12 protein-coding genes and 1 pseudogene are annotated in these 16760 nt (G+C 69.5%); 10 read left to right on the top strand and 3 right to left on the bottom strand.

The genetic code is table 11. The annotated features are described in order from the left end of the window. Positions 1-5: 5 nt before the first annotated feature. The 3 genes from ACGF15_RS22695 to ACGF15_RS22685 all read left to right on the top strand — a co-directional run bounded on the left by ACGF15_RS22695 (position 6) and on the right by ACGF15_RS22685 (position 8017). Complete coding sequence (locus ACGF15_RS22695) at positions 6-6458, top strand: RHS repeat domain-containing protein (protein ID WP_392801415.1); 6453 nt, start codon at positions 6-8, stop codon at positions 6456-6458. Between the two features lie 6 nt (positions 6459-6464). Then, positions 6465-6809 carry a hypothetical protein gene (locus ACGF15_RS22690; protein WP_256523900.1) on the top strand — a complete coding sequence of 115 codons (345 nt, stop codon included), beginning with the start codon at positions 6465-6467 and terminating at the stop codon, positions 6807-6809. A 344-nt stretch (positions 6810-7153) separates the two neighbouring features. Continuing rightward, positions 7154-8017 (top strand): hypothetical protein, encoded by an 864-nt coding sequence (locus ACGF15_RS22685; protein WP_392801413.1) that lies wholly within the window; start codon positions 7154-7156, stop codon positions 8015-8017. A gap of 153 nt (positions 8018-8170) precedes the next feature. Here ACGF15_RS22685 and ACGF15_RS22680 read toward each other — a convergent pair. Then, positions 8171-8557 (bottom strand): annotated as a pseudogene (locus tag ACGF15_RS22680) (transposase); the annotation flags it as partial. On the opposite strand from ACGF15_RS22680, the gene ACGF15_RS22675 reads away from it, so the two are divergent. Further along, a complete protein-coding gene (locus ACGF15_RS22675; protein WP_392801411.1) occupies positions 8466-8879 on the top strand; it encodes a transposase in 414 nt (137 codons plus the stop codon). The pseudogene ACGF15_RS22680 and the gene ACGF15_RS22675 overlap by 92 nt on opposite strands. 271 nt (positions 8880-9150) lie before the next feature. Here ACGF15_RS22675 and ACGF15_RS22670 read toward each other — a convergent pair whose 3' ends face one another. Continuing rightward, entirely contained in the window at positions 9151-9825 is a 675-nt protein-coding gene (locus tag ACGF15_RS22670; RefSeq protein ID WP_392801408.1) for a pirin family protein, read from the bottom strand. Between the two features lie 129 nt (positions 9826-9954). Here ACGF15_RS22670 and ACGF15_RS22665 point away from each other — a divergent pair, with 129 nt between their 5' ends. The 5 genes from ACGF15_RS22665 to ACGF15_RS22645 all read left to right on the top strand — a co-directional run bounded on the left by ACGF15_RS22665 (position 9955) and on the right by ACGF15_RS22645 (position 14885). Then, positions 9955-11139, top strand: coding sequence for a helix-turn-helix domain-containing protein (locus ACGF15_RS22665; protein WP_256523904.1), 1185 nt, complete (start codon positions 9955-9957; stop codon positions 11137-11139). A gap of 89 nt (positions 11140-11228) precedes the next feature. Beyond that, the gene (locus ACGF15_RS22660) at positions 11229-12146 is read left to right on the top strand and encodes an ACP S-malonyltransferase (RefSeq protein WP_345610281.1); all 918 of its coding nucleotides are present in this window, start codon (positions 11229-11231) and stop codon (positions 12144-12146) included. Positions 12147-12168: 22 nt separating this feature from the next. Next, the gene (locus tag ACGF15_RS22655; protein ID WP_256523906.1) at positions 12169-13200 is read left to right on the top strand and encodes a ketoacyl-ACP synthase III; all 1032 of its coding nucleotides are present in this window, start codon (positions 12169-12171) and stop codon (positions 13198-13200) included. 83 nt (positions 13201-13283) lie between these two features. Then, positions 13284-13535 carry an acyl carrier protein gene (locus tag ACGF15_RS22650; RefSeq protein WP_256523907.1) on the top strand — a complete coding sequence of 84 codons (252 nt, stop codon included), beginning with the start codon at positions 13284-13286 and terminating at the stop codon, positions 13533-13535. A gap of 87 nt (positions 13536-13622) precedes the next feature. Continuing rightward, positions 13623-14885, top strand: a complete 1263-nt coding sequence (locus ACGF15_RS22645; RefSeq protein ID WP_345610284.1) for a beta-ketoacyl-[acyl-carrier-protein] synthase family protein — start codon at positions 13623-13625, stop codon at positions 14883-14885. 155 nt (positions 14886-15040) lie between these two features. On the opposite strand, the gene ACGF15_RS22640 is transcribed toward ACGF15_RS22645, so the two are convergent. Next, positions 15041-15532: a DUF3145 domain-containing protein gene (locus ACGF15_RS22640; protein WP_345610286.1), complete on the bottom strand. Its 492-nt coding sequence runs from the start codon at positions 15530-15532 to the stop codon at positions 15041-15043. 258 nt (positions 15533-15790) lie between these two features. Between ACGF15_RS22640 and ACGF15_RS22635 the strand changes: the two genes are divergently transcribed. Continuing rightward, positions 15791-16708 (top strand): SGNH/GDSL hydrolase family protein, encoded by a 918-nt coding sequence (locus tag ACGF15_RS22635; RefSeq protein WP_392801401.1) that lies wholly within the window; start codon positions 15791-15793, stop codon positions 16706-16708. Positions 16709-16760 lie beyond the last annotated feature (52 nt).

Here is a 16760-nt window from a genome sequence, read left to right as displayed (position 1 = left end):
GACGCATGTCCATACCCGGAACACCCCGTCTCCGAGGCGGGTTCCTACGACCGGCGGTCACCGCACTGTCGACCGCTCTGATCGCCTCGCTCCTGCAGTTCGCAGCGGCCCCCGCAGCTCAGGCCGAGGACGGCCTGAGAGGGCTGCCGGACGCGGAGAAGCCGGTCAAGGGCTCCGCCGAGAACCGTGTGAGACCCCGCACGCTCGACGAGGGATCGCCGACGCCGTCCCACAAGCCCCATTCCGCCCCGCCTGCCCCGGCGCATGAGATCGTGCAGCTCGGCGACTCGGCCGAGCCGGTGCAAGCAGAAAGCGTGCCCCTCACGGTGGGACCGGCGCACGGCAAGGGCGGCCGGGCCGCCCGGACGACGACGCCGGACGCGGTGGACGTACGCCTGCTGAGCACCGGGGACCACCGCGCCTCAGAAGCCGACGACGTTGTGTTCACGCTCCGCCCCCGGCAATCGGGCGGGAGCACGAGCAGTGCCAGGAGGCAGCATGTGTCGGTGGAGGTCGACTACAAGCGCTTCGGTGAGCAGTACGGCGGCTCCTACGGGTCCCGCCTGCGCCTGGTGCAGATGCCAGCCTGCGCACTGGACGGCGACAAGGGCGGAGAGTGCGGACGGACCAGCCCGGTCGCCGCGATCAACGACAAGGACGCCGCCACACTGACGGCAGGCCACGTCGCCCTCGATGCCGCGCGGCCCACCGTGCTGGCGCTCACCGCTGCCGCCGAAGGCGATACCGGCACCTACAAGGCGACGTCGCTCTCTCCATCGTCGTCGTGGAACACGCAACTCAACACCGGCGACTTCACCTGGCACTACCCGATGCCGACTCCCGAAGTGCCCGGGGCCCTGTCGCCGACGGTCGGGTTGGGCTACTCGGCACAGAGCCTCGACGGCCGCACCACCGCCACGAACAACCAGGGTTCGTGGATCGGCGACGGATTCGAGTATGCTCCCGGCTTCATCGAGCGCCGCTACAAGGCCTGCGCGGATGACGGCGAGAAGAGCAGCACCGGCTCCAAGCCCGGGGACCTGTGCTGGGGCTACGACAACGCCTTCCTCACGTTCAACGGGAACTCCAGCGAACTGGTGCCGACCGGCGCGAACAGCTTCAAGCTGAAGAACGACGACGGCACCAAGATCGACAGACTGCGCAACTCCGGCCTGGCCAACGGGGACAATGACGGCGAGTACTGGCGGCTGACCTCTCCGGACGGGACCCGCTACTACTTCGGCTACAACCGGCCTTCCGGCTGGGCCGCAGGCAAGAACGAGACGAACTCGTCGTGGACCGTCCCGGTGTTCGGCAACGATTCCGGCGAGCCGTGCAACAAAGCTACCTTCGCAAAGTCGTGGTGCCAGCAGACATGGCGCTGGAACCTTGATGCAGTCATCGACCTGCACGGCAATCTGATGTCGTACTACTACGGCAAGGAGAACAACTCCTACGGCCGCAACCTCAAGGCCGCTGACGACACACCCTACGTGCGTGGCGGCTACCTCAAGCGCATCGAGTACGGGCTGCGTGGCAACTTCTACAAGACGCCCAACGCCAAGGTTTTGTTCACCAGCAGTGAGCGCTGCCTGCCCGAACCCGGCGTGTCCTGTGCTGAAGACACCATCGGCGACAAGGCCTCCTACTGGTACGACACCCCCTGGGATCTGAACTGCAAAGTCGGCACGGAGTGTAGCGAGGGCCGTTTCTCGCCGAGCTTCTGGACGCGCAAGCGGCTGACCGAGGTCACCACCCAGGTACTGCAACCCGATGGAACCTTTCACGCCGTGGACTCCTGGAAGCTGAAGCATCGCTGGGGCATGGCGGACACCGACTACCAGCTGCTTCTGGACAGCATTCAGCACACCGGCTCGGGAACCGCCACACCCATCACGCTGCCGAAGACGACACTGGCCTACACCCAGCTGCCCAACCGGCTCGACAAGACCGCGGACGGATACGCCCCGTTCATCAAGTCCCGCCTGTCCTCTATCGCGAACGAGACGGGTGGTCAGACCGACATCACGTACTCTGCACCGGTCTGCGACGCGGCCGACCTGCCCACGCCGCAGGCGAACACCACCCGCTGCTTCCCGCAGTACTACGGCGGCGGGTTCAACGAAGACCCGGCCGTCCACTGGTTCAACAAGTACGTCACCACCTCGGTCGTCGACACTGACCGCACCGGTGGAGCCCCCGATCAGGTCACTCGCTACACGTACCTGGACGGTGCGGCCTGGCACTGGGACGACAACGGGCTGACCAAGGACAAGGAGCGCACCTGGTCCCAGTGGCGCGGCTACGGGCACGTCCGCATCCGCACCGGCGGTGAGGGCGGCGACAGTGCGCTGAGGAGCCAGGAAGACCACTACTTCCTGCGCGGCATGGACGGTGACCGCAAGGACAGGGCCGGCGGCGCGACCAGGAGCGTCTCGGTCACCCTCGACCCCGGCGAGGGCGCCGCGATCAGCGATCACGATGCCTGGGCCGGCTTCAAGTACAAGCAGGTCACTTACGACGCCCCCGGCGGGAAGATCCTCGCCCGTACGGTCAACCACCCCTGGCGGCACGAGACCGCGGCCAAGCAGCGCGACTGGGGTTCCATCGCCGCCCACTACATCGGCACCGCCCACACCAAGACCTTCAACAGCCTCGACGGGGGCGCGGGTGTGAGATGGCGGACCACATCGACCGCGACGACCTTCGATGACACCACCGGGCGTGCCGTACAGGCGAACGACTTCGGCGACGACTCCACAGCCGCCGACGACGAGTGCACCCGCACCACGTACGCCACCAACACCAGTCTCAACGTTCTGGGCCTGACGTCACGTGTGGAGACCGTGGCCGGATCCTGCGCGGACACGCCGGACCGGTCCAGGGACGTCATCTCCGACGTGCGCACCGCGTACGACGGCAAGTCCTACGGCGCCGCCCCGACCAAGGGCGACAGCACCACCACGGCGACACTCAGGTCACACGACGGCACCAAGGCCACCTATCTGGAGACGGGTGCCACCTTCGACTCGTACGGCCGTCAGCTGACCGCCACGGACCTCACCGCCGACGTGATCGTCACCGGCACGGGCGATCCGATACGCACGCCGCGCAGCGACGGCCGCACCACCACAACCGCCTACACACCGGCCACCGGACGACCCACACAGATCACGTCGACCACCCCGCCTGCCACCGCTGGTGACGCCACCACGGCCCAGACCAAGACGCAGGAGCTAGATCCAGTTCGCGGCCTGATCACCAAGGAGACAGACACCAACGGCAAGGTCACCGAGTTCGCCTTCGACGCGCTGGGCCGCTCCACCAAGGTCTGGCTCGCCGACCGACGCAACACTCAAACCCCGAGCTTCCAGTTCTCCTACACCGTCGCCGAGGGCAAGCCCGTCGCGGTGACCACCAAGAAGCTCAACAACACGGGTGGCCAGATCGCCAGCACCGTCATCTACGACGGTCAGTTGCGCAAACGCCAGACGCAGGAGCCAGGTCCCGATGGCGGGCGCATCCTGTCCGACGTCTTCTACGACGAACAGGGCCTGCCCGCCAAGACGTTCGCCCCCTACTACACCACCGGCGCCCCGGGCGCGAGCCTGTTCAAGCCCGAGGACGCCCTGTCCGTCGAGACGCAGACCCGCACCGCCTACGACGGCCTCGAGCGGCCCGTCGAGGTCAAGCAGATCGCCGGCAACGGCGACGGCGGCACAGTCCTGCAGACCACCAGGACGATCTACGGTGGCGACCGCGCCACGGTCATCCCGCCCGTCGGTGGCACCGCCACCACCGCGCTGATCGACGCCCGCGGCCAGACCACGGAACTGCGCCAGCACCACACCCGCAGCGCCAGCAGCGCCTACGACACGACCAAGTACGAGTACGACGTTCGCGACAACCTGGTAAAGGTCACCGACCCGTCGGGCAACATCTGGTCCTATTCCTACGACCAGTTGGGCCGCCAAACCCGCGCCCAGGACCCGGCCAAGGGCACGAGCACCAGCGGCTATGACGACCGCGGCCAGCTGACGTCCACCCAGGACGCGCGCGGCACGAAGTTTGCCTACTCTTACGACAACGTGGGCCGCAAGACAGAACTCCGTCAGGACTCGGCCACCGGACCTCTGCGCGCCAAGTGGGTCTACGACACCGTGCCCGGCGCCAAGGGCTACCTCGCGGAGTCCATCCGCTACGAGGACGGCGAGGCCTACACCAAGAAGGTCACCCAGTACGACCGGCTCTATCGGGCGTCCCGTACCGCAGTCGTCATTCCGGCCGTCGAAGGCGCCCTGGCGGGTACCTATCAGACCGGCACCAGCTACAAGGCCTCCGGTCTGGTCGCCGGCGTGAGCTACTCCGCGGCCGGCGCGCTGCCCGGTGGCGGCTTCAACTACAGCTACGAGGACGAGACCCTCCGCCCGATCAGCGTGTTCGGGCAGGGCATGAGCACCTCGATCTCCTACAGCCTCACCGGCAAGCCCCTGCAGTACACGATGGGACTGACCGCCGGAGGCAACAAGACACAGGTCACCAACACCTACGAGTGGGGCACCCAGCGCCTGGCGACCAGCCGCGTCGACCGGCAGGAACAAAGCGGTGTCGACCGCAACGTCACCTACCGCTACGACGAAGCAGGCAACATCCTCTCCCAGAGCGATGTCTCCCGCACCGGCACCGACAACCAGTGCTACAGCTACGACTACCTGCGCCGCGTCACCGAGGCCTGGACCGCCAAGACCACCACCTGCGCCGCCAAACCCGCCGCGGCTGACCTCGGCGGCCCGGCTCCCTACTGGCACTCCTACACCTACGACAAGGCAGGCAACCGCCTCACCGAAACCCGCCACGACACCGGCGGAAACACCGGCAAGGACACCAAGCGCACCTACGACTACACCCCTCCCGGCACGACGGACGCCAACCAGCTCACCGGCGTCACCACCACCCAGGGGACTGACACGTCGACGGCCTCGTACGGATACGACGCGGCTGGAAACACCACCACACGCCCCGGGCAGAAGCTGACCTGGGACGCAGAAGGCCACGTGGCCACCGTCAGCGAGGGCAGCAGCACCACCAGCTACCTCTACGACGCCGACGGCAACCGCCTCATCACCCGGGCACCGTCCAAGACCACCCTGCACCTCGGCCACACCGAGATCACCCTCGACAAGGGCGCCACCACCGCCAAGGCCACCCGCTACATGAGCCTCGGCGGCGGCAACCAGGCCATCCGCAACAACGACGGCACCTTCGCCTTCACCCTCGGCGACCACCAAGGCACCGCCGGGCTCGCCGTCAAGGCCGACGACCTGGCCCTGTCCCAACGCCGCAACCTCCCCTTCGGAGGCGACCGCGGCACCGACAGCGGTACCTGGCCCGGCACCAAGGGCTTCGTCGGCGGCACCGACGACACCGACACCACCGGCCTGGTCCACCTCGGAGCCCGCGAGTACGACCCGGCCATCGGCCGCTTCATCTCCGTCGACCCCGTCCTCGACGTGACCGACTCCCAGCAGATGAACGGCTACAACTACGCCAACAACAGCCCCATCACCTTCTCCGACCCCGACGGCCTCCGCCCCATCGGCCCCACCGACACCGTCCGCGGCGACGAGGAGTACGCCAGGAAGCACCACGGCTCTCAGTGGGTCAACAACGGCTACGGCTGGTACTGGAAGAACGTCCAGCAAGCCAAAATCGAGGGCCACGGCACCGTCTCCGTCACCACCTACATCGGCCGCGGCACCAAGAACCACCCCGCCCCACGCGGCTCGGTGACCTTCAAGGCCATCAAGCCCAAGCCCAAAGAAATCACGATGCGCCCGTGGATGGGCGGCGGGACGTACGGGCCTTCCGTCACCTACACGCCACCCCCGCTCAAGACCTGGCAGAAGATCGTCCTTGGCGGCATCACGGTCGTAGGCCTCGCTGCAGCGACCGCACCAGTTGCGCTGGCAATCGGCCCCGAAATCGCCGCAGCCTGCCTCGCCAACCCAGCAGGCTGCGCCCAAGTCGCTGCCGAACTCGGCACCGCCGGAGCAGCTGGTGGCAGCCTTCCCCAGGGGGTTTCTACGATTGCCGCAACCCAGGTGAGGTTCAGCCAGAAGTCAGTCACTCGGGCCGGGGGAACGATTGACAGCATCGCGGCGAATGGTTGGAAGGGTGACCCCGTGGACATCGTGGCAATGCCTGATGGCAGGTTCACATCCGTGGATAATCGTCGGGTTCTTGGGGCTAAGAAGGCCGGTGTGGATGTGCAAGCCCGCGTGCACGGATTCGACGATCCCCTGCCGCAGGAAATGATCGATTCGGGCAGGTTCAATACGAAGAAGTCAACACCCACCACGTGGGGTGAAGCTGTCATGGCTAGGATCGACAAGCAGGGCGCAGCGTACAGGAACAACAATCCATATGGATCCGATACTACGAGTTGGAACGGCGAGTAAGGAGCGATGACTCCCATGGAGAAAGAGCGGCCAGAGGGATTCGCGTACCCTGATCTGTTCATGCGAGCAGCTACGGCTGGGCTGCTGGACTTGGATCCGTGGTGGGCGCTGGATGATGCGACGCTAGCCGCTAGATCTGCTGGCCTCAGCCAGCGGTACCCTACGCGGAATCTGATCCCCTTCTCTCGGCGTCAGGACAACGACGAAGTTGCCTGCTGGGATCTGGATCTAGGCGGAGTGTCCGTGGTGGAGGACTACTCACCTCCTGGTCAGGAGCAGATTTCTCACTTCGAAGAATTTAGTCAGTGGCTCGCAGCTGCCCTGAATGATTTCATCGAATACGAAGAGTGAAGTCTTCTCGGTAGCGATCACTCCCAGATTTGCGTTGAGGGCGGGTACGGCTCGGCGATGGGCGATGCCTCTGATGTGGCAGAGGCTGAGGGTGATCCGCTTCAACGCGCGCCAGCGTTCCTCAGGCTCGGTGGCGGTGCGTTCGACCGAGTGCCCGTACGTTGCGCAGGAGCACGTTGTAGGTCCGATCGTCGACGTAAAGGGCCGAGTACTCCACAGCGTGGTGATAGTTCCGCTGCGGAAACTTCGGTGGAGCGCCAGTTCATCAGGGAGGGCCACTCCGCTTCGCTCGGAGTGGCCCTCCCTGCTGAACCTCGCAATTGCTGAAAGAGGGGGGACTTCCTGTGGAATACATAGGTGCGTTCGAAGAGTTGTTCGTGGTCGAGGGGTATCGCGAGATACGTAAGATGGCCGCAGAGCGGTTGGCTTCTGGTCGTTCCGAACCCGCGCTGTACTTGTGGTTGGGGCTTGGGCACATGGCCGAGGATGAAGACGACCATGATGCCGCGGCGGAAGCGGCGTTTCGGCGTGGGCTGGAGCTTGCTCCGGACGACATCGACCTGATCGCCGCGTATGCCGAGCTCTGTCTGCGGGCCGACGGGTTCGACTATCCGGGGCGCGTGAGGCGTGCGCCGGAATTGGTCGCTCGGCTCAAGGAGTTGGCTGCGGGGTCTCCTCAAGACGAGCATGTGCAGGCGGTGTTGGCCTGGCATGGGCGTGGCTATCTCGAAGATTTTCGGCTGGCGGTGGTGGACGCGCGTCGGCGTCGAGCACAGCTGTCGCAGCAGAGTGCAGCCCTCGATTCCGCGGGAGCGGAGGGCTTTCGCGGCGCGAGCGGCGATGAGGTCACCGCTGCGCCCCGACAGGGCGCCGCAACCGTCGTCGAAGAGCATGAGGCGGCAGTGGCTGCCGCGACGGTGCAGGAGTTGTCGGGCCGGGCTGATGCTCCGCTGAGGTGGCTCGCCAGAAATCGTTCCGGGGCCTGGGTGTTGGCCGCGGGGTTGTCGTTCCTGACGAACATGCTGCTGCGCACGTTCGGTGTGGTCGAGGGGTTCACGCTGTGGGGCTTCCTCTGGTTCGCGCCCCTCTTGCTTCTGGACCGCCGCCTGGCTTCTGCCCGGGAACGGGCGCGGCAGTCGGTTGTCGACAGGATCGTCCAGAGCGTTGATCGTGGGCCGGCTGGCGAGCCGGGTACCTCTGATTCCTGACCCACAGGATCGGCAGCGCCTCCGTACGGGGAACGATCACTAGATGAACGGGTAAAGATCTTCAGAGTCCGCTGGCGACGCAGGTCAGACCCACTCGTGAACACCCCCTTGAACTGTCAAAACGCCCAACAACACTAAGGGCTGTCCCGGGGCGGTGATGTGGTCCGCGGCGGTGTTGCTGCCTGCGTTTCCGGGCCGCAGCACAGCGGCCAGCGGTTCGCCGGACCCGCCGGTGGCGAGGGTGTCGATGAGCCGGGAGACCGTCGGATCTGAGGCCACCGTCCCGAACACACCGGGCTCCGCCCACAGCATGGCGACATCGGCGAGGCAGTCGCCGCCGAGCACGACCGCGAGCGCGAGATCCAGCACCGTCTTGCCAGGATCGTGCACCGCGCGGGACTTCCGCCAGGGCGCCAGCGCCGTCGACATCGCCTGATCAAAACCGGACTTGCGGACCTTCTCCACCAGCAGCACGGCCCCGGCCGGCGAGACCACCCCGCGACCGCCGCCCTCAGCGCGAACACGCGAGTACGACTCGATACGACTCCGCGACCTGCAACTCCGCGTCCGTGCCTACCAACAGACACCCGACTGGAAGACCCACTACGCGGTCCACTCCGGAGTGGAAGGCACAGTCAACGAGTTCGCGCACGGCCACGGCATGCGCCGCTGCCGATACCGGGGACAGGGCAAAGCCCACGTCCAGCACGTCCTGGCCACCATCGCCATCAACATCGAGCGCCTCAGCAGTCTCCCACCGACCGAAGAAGCGCCCCCTCCCTGTCGGCCGACCGCCTTCCAGAACTCCCTCGACCAACGCGAGATCCCCCGGCCAAAATCCTGGCGCACCCTGGGCACCTGATCTCGGCAACTCCAAAATCCCCGACAGAGTCAAGTTAAGCCTCGTCTCGCTGCGAACCCCTGCTGACCCGCTGCCAGAGACAGGATGAGAACGGCTCTTTGAGGCCGCTGACTCCTCGCCCCGTCGGCCGAGGGTCGGCGGCAGCCCCAGCCTCGCAGCGGACGCAGCTACCGGAATCTGCCGGGCCGTACGAGGGCACGCAGAGTACAGGACTCTCCGCCGCGAACTCGGAGACTCTGCCGAGGCCGGGGGCACGCACCCCGCCCCCGCCTCACCCCCCGGCCATCTCCCACACCAGCACCTCGGCGCCCGCGCCCCCCGCGACGAGTTCCAGCCCCCGGGAGCCGGTGACACGGGCCGCGTCGCCGGGGGTCAGCAGCGCCTCCCCCAGCGCGGCCTCCCCGCGCACCGCGTGCACATAGGCGAAGGGTGCCTCCGGCAGGGCGGCGCGCTCCCCGGCGGCGAGGCGGTGCACGTGCAGCAGGGCGCCCGCCTCGGGGAGTTCGTAGGGGGTGGCGTCGGCGACGCCGCGGACGATCTCGTACGAGGGGTCACCGCCCGGGTCCCGCGGGGCCAGCCACATCTGCACGAAGACCAGCGGCTCCGTCCCGTCGTTGCGCTCCACGTGCCGCACGCCCGAGGCCGCGCTCAGGCGCTGGACGTCACCGCGGCGCACCACCGTGGCGTGGCCCGCGGAGTCGCGGTGGGTGAGTTCGCCGGAGACCACCCAGGTGACGATCTCGGTGTGGCTGTGCGGGTGCTCCGCGAACCCGGCCCCGGGCGCGAGGCGCTCCTCGTTGCAGGCGAGCAGGGCGCCGAAGCGCAGGTTGTCCGGGTCGTAGTGCCCGCCGAAGGAGAACGCGTGCCGGGAGGTGATCCCGGCGTCCGGCTCGCCTCCCGGGTAGCGGTCCCCGGCGCGGTGGACGGAGATCGTGGTGGCTGTCACGGGACCACGGTAGCGGTGCCCCGCGCCGGCCCGGCGGGACCGGTCGGGCTCCCCCGGCACTCCGCCCGGCGGGACCGGTCGAGCCCCCTGCACTCCGCCCGGCCGTCCGGATAAGGCAGTCTTGTCCCCGTGCCCGAACCTGCCGCGAACGCCTCCCACCCCCACTCCGCGACCCTGCGCCGCCTGGAGCAGTCCTCCGGCCGTCTCGCGGCGAACGCGATCGCCCGCATGGACGAGTCCTTGCCCTGGTACCGGGCGATGCCACCGGAGAACCGGTCGTGGATCGGGCTGGTCGCCCAGGCGGGCATCGCCGCGTTCACCGAGTGGTTCCGGCACCCGGAGACCCCGCAGGCCATCTCGACCGACGTCTTCGGCACCGCGCCGCGGGAGCTGACCCGGGCGATCACCCTGCGGCAGACCGTGGAGATGGTGCGCACCACGATCGAGGTCATGGAGAGCGCGATCGAGGAGGTCGCGGCCCCGGGCGACGAGTCGGTGCTGCGGGAGGCGCTGCTGGTGTACGCGAGGGAGATCGCCTTCGCCACCGCCCAGGTGTACGCGCAGGCCGCGGAGGCCCGCGGCGCCTGGGACGCGCGGCTGGAGTCGCTGGTGGTCAACGCGGTGCTGTCCGGCGAGGCGGACGAGGGCGCCGTGTCGCGGGCGGCCGCGCTCGGCTGGAACTCGCCGGACCATGTGTGCGTGATCCTCGGGACCGCGCCGGACGGTGACAGCGAGCTGACCGTGGAGGCCATCCGCAGGGCGGCGCGGCACGCCAAGCTCCAGGTGCTGACCGGTGTCCTCGGCGACCGGCTGGTGGTGATCGCCGGCGGCAGCGACAACCCGCTCCAGGTGGCCAAGGCGCTGATCGGCCCGTACGCGGCGGGGCCGGTCGTGGCGGGCCCCGTGGTGCCGGACCTGCTGGCCGCCACGCGGTCCGCCCAGGCGGCCGCCGCGGGGCTGAAGGCGTGCTCCGCCTGGCAGGACGCGCCCCGCCCCGTGCTGGCGGACGATCTGCTGCCGGAGCGGGCGATCGCCTCCGACCCCGCGGCGCGCGAACAACTGGTGGAGGAGATCTACAGACCGCTGGAGGAAGCCGGGTCGGCGCTGCTGGAAACTCTCAGTGTCTATCTGGAACAGGCGAGCAGTCTGGAAGGCGCGGCGCGGATGCTCTTCGTCCACCCGAACACCGTGCGCTACCGGCTCCGACGTGTGACCGACGTCACCGGATGGTCACCCTCGGACGTCCGCTCCGCCTTCACGCTGCGGATCGCCCTGATCTTGGGGCGTCTGGCCGACGCGGACACACAGCCCTAGACTTTTGTGGGACACCGACAATTCCCCCGACGGTTCTTCGTCCTTGTCCTCACGGGCGGGCGGAGCCGTCCACAAGAGAGAGTGTGAGGGTGCTCGTACTCGTCGCTCCCGGCCAAGGCGCCCAGACGCCCGGCTTCCTGACCCCCTGGCTCGAACTGCCCGGCGCGGCCGACCGCGTGGCGGCCTGGTCCGATGCCATCGGCCTCGACCTCGCCCACTACGGCACCAAGGCCGACGCGGACGAGATCCGCGACACGGCCGTCGCCCAGCCCCTGCTCGTGGCCGCGGGGCTGCTCTCGGCCTCCGCGCTCGGTGACCTGGTGCCCGGCGCCGTCGCCGGCCACAGCGTGGGCGAGTTCACCGCGGCCGCCTTCGCGCGCGTCGTGGACGACACGACCGCGCTGCGCCTGGTGCGGACCCGGGGGCTCGCGATGGCCGAGGCCGCCGCGGTCACCGAGACCGGTATGTCGGCGCTGCTCGGCGGCGACCCGGACACCAGCGTGGCGCACCTGGAGAAGCTGGGCCTGACCCCGGCCAACATCAACGGCGCGGGCCAGATCGTCGCCGCCGGCACCATGGAGCAGCTGGCGGCCCTGGCCGAGGACAAGCCCGAGGGCGTGCGCCGGGTGGTCCCGCTGAAGGTGGCGGGCGCGTTCCACACCCGCCACATGGCCCCGGCGGTCGAGACGCTGGAGCGGGCCGCGGCGGACGTCGCACCGGCCGACCCGGCGGCCACGTACGTGTCGAACAAGGACGGCGGGATCGTCGGCAACGGCGCCGAGGTGCTCTCCCGCCTGGTGGGCCAGGTGGCCAACCCGGTCCGCTGGGACCTGTGCATGGAGACCTTCGCGACCCTCGGGGCGACGGCTCTGCTGGAGGTGTGCCCGGGCGGCACGCTCACCGGCCTCGCCAAGCGGGCCCTGCCGGAGGTGGCCACCGTGGCGCTCAAGACACCGGACGACCTCGAAGCGGCGCGGGCGCTGATCGCCGAGCACGCCGCAGCCTGAGCCGGACAAGGAGCCGTAGAGCATGGCCAAGATCAAGCCCAGCAAGGGCGCTCCGTACGCACGCATCATGGGTGTCGGCGGCTACCGGCCGACCCGGGTCGTCCCGAACGAGGTCATCCTGGAGCGGATCGATTCCTCGGACGAGTGGATCCGCTCCCGGTCCGGGATCGCCACGCGCCACTGGGCCTCCCCCGAGGAGACCGTGACGGTCATGTCCGTCGAGGCCGCCGGCAAGGCCCTCGCGGACGCGGGCGTCGCACCGGAGCAGATCGGCGCCGTGATCGTCTCGACCGTCTCCCACTTCAAGCAGACGCCCGCGGTCGCCACCGAGATCGCGGACAAGATCGGCGCGGGCAAGCCCGCCGCGTTCGACATCTCCGCGGGCTGCGCCGGGTTCGGCTACGGCCTGACCCTGGCGAAGGGCATGATCGTCGAGGGCTCGGCCGAGCACGTGCTGGTCATCGGCGTGGAGCGGCTGAGCGACCTGACCGACCTGGAGGACCGGGCGACGGCCTTCCTCTTCGGCGACGGCGCCGGCGCCGTCGTGGTCGGCCCCTCGGACGAGCCGCACATCGGCCCCACGGTGTGGGGTTCGGAGGGCGACAAGTCCGAGACCATCAAGCAGACCGTGCCGTGGAACGAGTTCCGGCTCGGCGACCTCTCCCACCTCCCGCTCGACGAGCGCGGAGAGGTCAAGTTCCCCGCCATCACGCAGGAGGGCCAGGCGGTCTTCCGCTGGGCCGTCTTCGAGATGGCGAAGGTCGCCCAGCAGGCGCTGGACGCCGCCGGCATAGCGGCGGCCGACCTGGACGTCTTCATCCCGCACCAGGCCAACATGCGGATCATCGACTCGATGGTGAAGACGCTGAAGCTGCCGGAGCACGTCACGGTCGCCCGCGACGTGGAGACCACCGGCAACACCTCCGCCGCCTCGATCCCGCTCGCGATGGAGCGGCTCCTGGCGACGGGGCAGGCGAAGAGCGGCGACACCGCGCTCGTCATCGGCTTCGGGGCGGGTCTCGTCTACGCCGCGACGGTCGTTACCCTCCCCTAGGCGCCCGTCCGGGCCTCCGGATCCCCGGAACCCGCCCGTACGGCACCTGCCACACCCTCTGATACATACCGAAGGAGCGCCACATGGCCGCCACTCAGGAAGAGATCGTCGAAGGTCTCGCGGAGATCGTGAACGAGATCGCCGGCATCCCGGTCGAGGACGTCCAGCTGGACAAGTCCTTCACCGACGACCTGGACGTCGACTCGCTGTCCATGGTCGAGGTCGTCGTCGCCGCCGAAGAGCGCTTCGACGTCAAGATCCCGGACGAGGACGTCAAGAACCTGAAGACCGTCGGCGACGCCGCGGACTACATCCTCACCCACCAGGCCAAGTAACCGTCCTGGGAACCTGACGCGCTGTCCGCCACCCGCGGTGGCACCGTGACAGTTCGGCACCCCCTTACACGTGGAGAAAGAATTCCTGTGAGCTCGACCAATCGCACCGTGGTCGTCACCGGTATCGGCGCAACCACACCGTTGGGTGGCGACAGCGCATCGACCTGGGAGGGCCTGCTCGCCGGCCGTTCCGGCGCGACGGTCCTGGAGGACGAGAAGTACGCCGACCTCCCGGTCCGCATCGCCGCGACCGCCGCGGTGGACCCGTCCGAGGTCCTGCCGCGCCCGCTGGCCCGGCGGCTGGACCGCTCGGCGCAGTTCGCCCTGATCGCCGCACGCGAGGCGTGGGCGGACGCCGGCTACACCGCCCCCGCGGGCGAGGACGAGGCCGTGGCACCGGCCCGCCTGGGCACCGTCATCGCCTCCGGCATCGGCGGCGTGACGACCCTGCTCGACCAGTACGACGTGCTGAAGGACAAGGGCGCCCGCCGCGTCTCCCCGCACACCGTGCCCATGCTGATGCCGAACGGCCCCTCGGCCAACGTCGGCCTGGAGGTCAACGCCCAGGCGGGCGTGCACACCCCGGTCTCGGCGTGCGCCTCGGGCGCCGAGGCGATCGGCTACGCCGTCGAGATGATCCGCACCGGCCGTGCCGACGTGGTCGTCGCGGGCGGCACGGAGGCGGCGATCCACCCGCTGCCGGTCGCCGCCTTCGCCAACATGATGGCGATGTCCAAGAACAACGAGGAGCCCACCAAGGCCTCCCGCCCGTACGACACCGGCCGGGACGGCTTCGTCCTCGGCGAGGGCGCCGGCGTGGTGGTCCTGGAGTCGGCCGAGCACGCGGCCCGGCGCGGCGCGCGGGTCTACTGCGAGGTGCTGGGCCAGGGCCTGTCGGCGGACAGCCACCACATCGCGCAGCCGGAGCCGACGGGCCGCGGTATCGCGGCGGCGCTGCGGAACCTGCTGGAGAGCACGGACCTCAAGCCCTCCGAGGTCGTGCACCTCAACGCGCACGCGACCTCCACCCCGCAGGGCGACGTCGCGGAGATCAAGGCCCTGCGCGCCGTCCTCGGCGACGACCTGGACCATGTGGCGGTCTCGGCGACCAAGTCGATGACCGGTCACCTGCTGGGCGGCGCGGGCGGCATCGAGACCGTGGCCACGGTCCTGGCGCTGCACCACCGCACGGCGCCCCCGACGATCAACATCGACGAGCTGGACGAGTCGGTGGACGCGGACGTCGTCCGCGACGAGCCGCGCGCCCTCCCCGAGGGCACCATCGCCGCGATCAACAACTCCTTCGGCTTCGGCGGCCACAACGTGGTCCTCGCCTTCCGCACGGTCTGACCGACCCGCGCGACACGCCGGACACGGTGGCCCGCACCCCCGACGGGGGTGCGGGCCACTGCGCGTCGCGGGGCCGGGGCCCCCGGCGGAGGGCTTCCGGGCGGAAGGGGCTCCCGGGGGAGGGCTCCCGGCGGAGGACGGAGAGGGTGCGGGGCTCAGACCACCTGGTGGAGCCAGCGCACCGGGGCGCCCTCACCGGCGTGGCGGAACGGCTCCAGCTCGTCGTCCCAGGGCTTGCCGAGCAGCTTGGCGAGCTCGTCCTCCAGCTCCGTCTCCCCGTGGGAGGAGCGGGCCAGGGCGGCCCTCAGCCGGTCCTCCGGGACCAGGATGTCGCCGTGGATGCCCGTCACGGCATGGAAGATGCCCAGGTCGGGGGTGGCGCTGTAGCGCTCGCCCTCGGCGGTCGCACAGGGCTCGGCCGCCACCTCGAAGCGCACCTGCCAGCCCCGCAGGGCGGAGGCGAGCCGGGAGGCCGCGCCCGGTTCGCCGCGCCAGGAGAGTTCGGCTCTCCAGGTGCCGGGGGACGCGGGCTGGCGGATCCAGTCGAGCTGGACCCGCGTGCCGAGCACCCCCGCGACGGCCCACTCGATGTGCGGGCACAGCGCGCGCGGTGCGGAGTGGACGTACAGAACGCCACGTGTCGTCACCGGGACCTCCAGTGTGGGACGGGGATCACCTTCCCAGCGGCCTCAGTAAACAGCATCCGGCGCGGCGCTCCGCGAAGGGGACATCCGGTGACGCGATGTAATTTACTGGCGCCGATGGGCCAGATGCCTCTGGGTCGACGGGGAAAAGCTACCGTGCGGGCGCGGCCCGGGGGTGGCGTACTCTCGGTCCCGGACCCGTACGCACCAGGTATTCACCCGCCAGGAGTCGATCACCGGGTCCGGGGAGGAGTGGCACGGATGCGCCAGGGCTCCACGGGGCGCCGATCGCGCCGCGGCCCCGCCGCGGCCGCCGCCCTCGGCCTCCTCCTCACCGCCGCACTCGGGGCCTGTGACGCTCCGTCACCGCACGAGGGGACGCGCACCGGGGTGTCCGCGTCCCCCTCGCCCTCGCCCAGCCCCGTGCCCCGCTGGGACCCCTCGCCCGCCTCGCTCGCCGCCGTCGGCGACTCGATCACCACCGGCTTTGACACCTGCCGCCTCCTCGCCGACTGCCCCGAGGCGTCCTGGGCGACCGGCACGGACGCGGACGTGGACTCGCTCGCTCTGCGGCTGCTGGGCCCCGAGGCGCTCGGCAGCCGCAGCTGGAACCTCGCGGAGAGCGGTGCCGACGCCTCCGACCTGCCCGCCCAGATGGCGCGGGCGGCGGCGCACCGGCCGGAACTCGTCACCGTGATGGTCGGGGCGAACGACGCCTGCGCGGACACCCTGGACCGGATGACGCCGGTGGAGTCGTTCCGCGACGCGGTCGAGGAGGCCATGGAGGTGCTGCGGGAGAGCGCGCCCGGGGCGCAGGTGTACATGGCGAGCGTGCCGGACCTCAAGCACCTGTGGGCGACGGGCCGCGACGATCCGCTCGGGCGCGGCATCTGGCAGCTGGGGATCTGCGCGACCATGCTCGCCGACGCCCGGGACGACGGCCCGCAGGCACGCGAGCGCCGGGCGGCGGTGCACCGCAGGGTGATCGCGTACAACACCGTGCTGCGGGAGGTGTGCGAGGCGGACGAGCGCTGCCGCCACGACGGCGGCCGGGTCTTCGGCTTCCGCTTCGGCAAGGAGCAGTTGAGCCGCTGGGACTGGTTCCATCCCAGCCGGGACGGGCAGCGGCGGCTGGCCGAGATCGCCTACCGGGCCGTCACCGCGCCCCGGGCACCGTAGCCGGGAGCCCGCCCGGCCCGGAATACTTCCGCCTCGACCCGACGGAAGGACC

This window comes from Streptomyces sp. NPDC048001 (assembly GCF_043203115.1).
Taxonomy (GTDB): domain Bacteria; phylum Actinomycetota; class Actinomycetes; order Streptomycetales; family Streptomycetaceae; genus Streptomyces; species Streptomyces sanyensis.
This window is presented reverse-complemented; position numbering and strand designations above follow the sequence as displayed.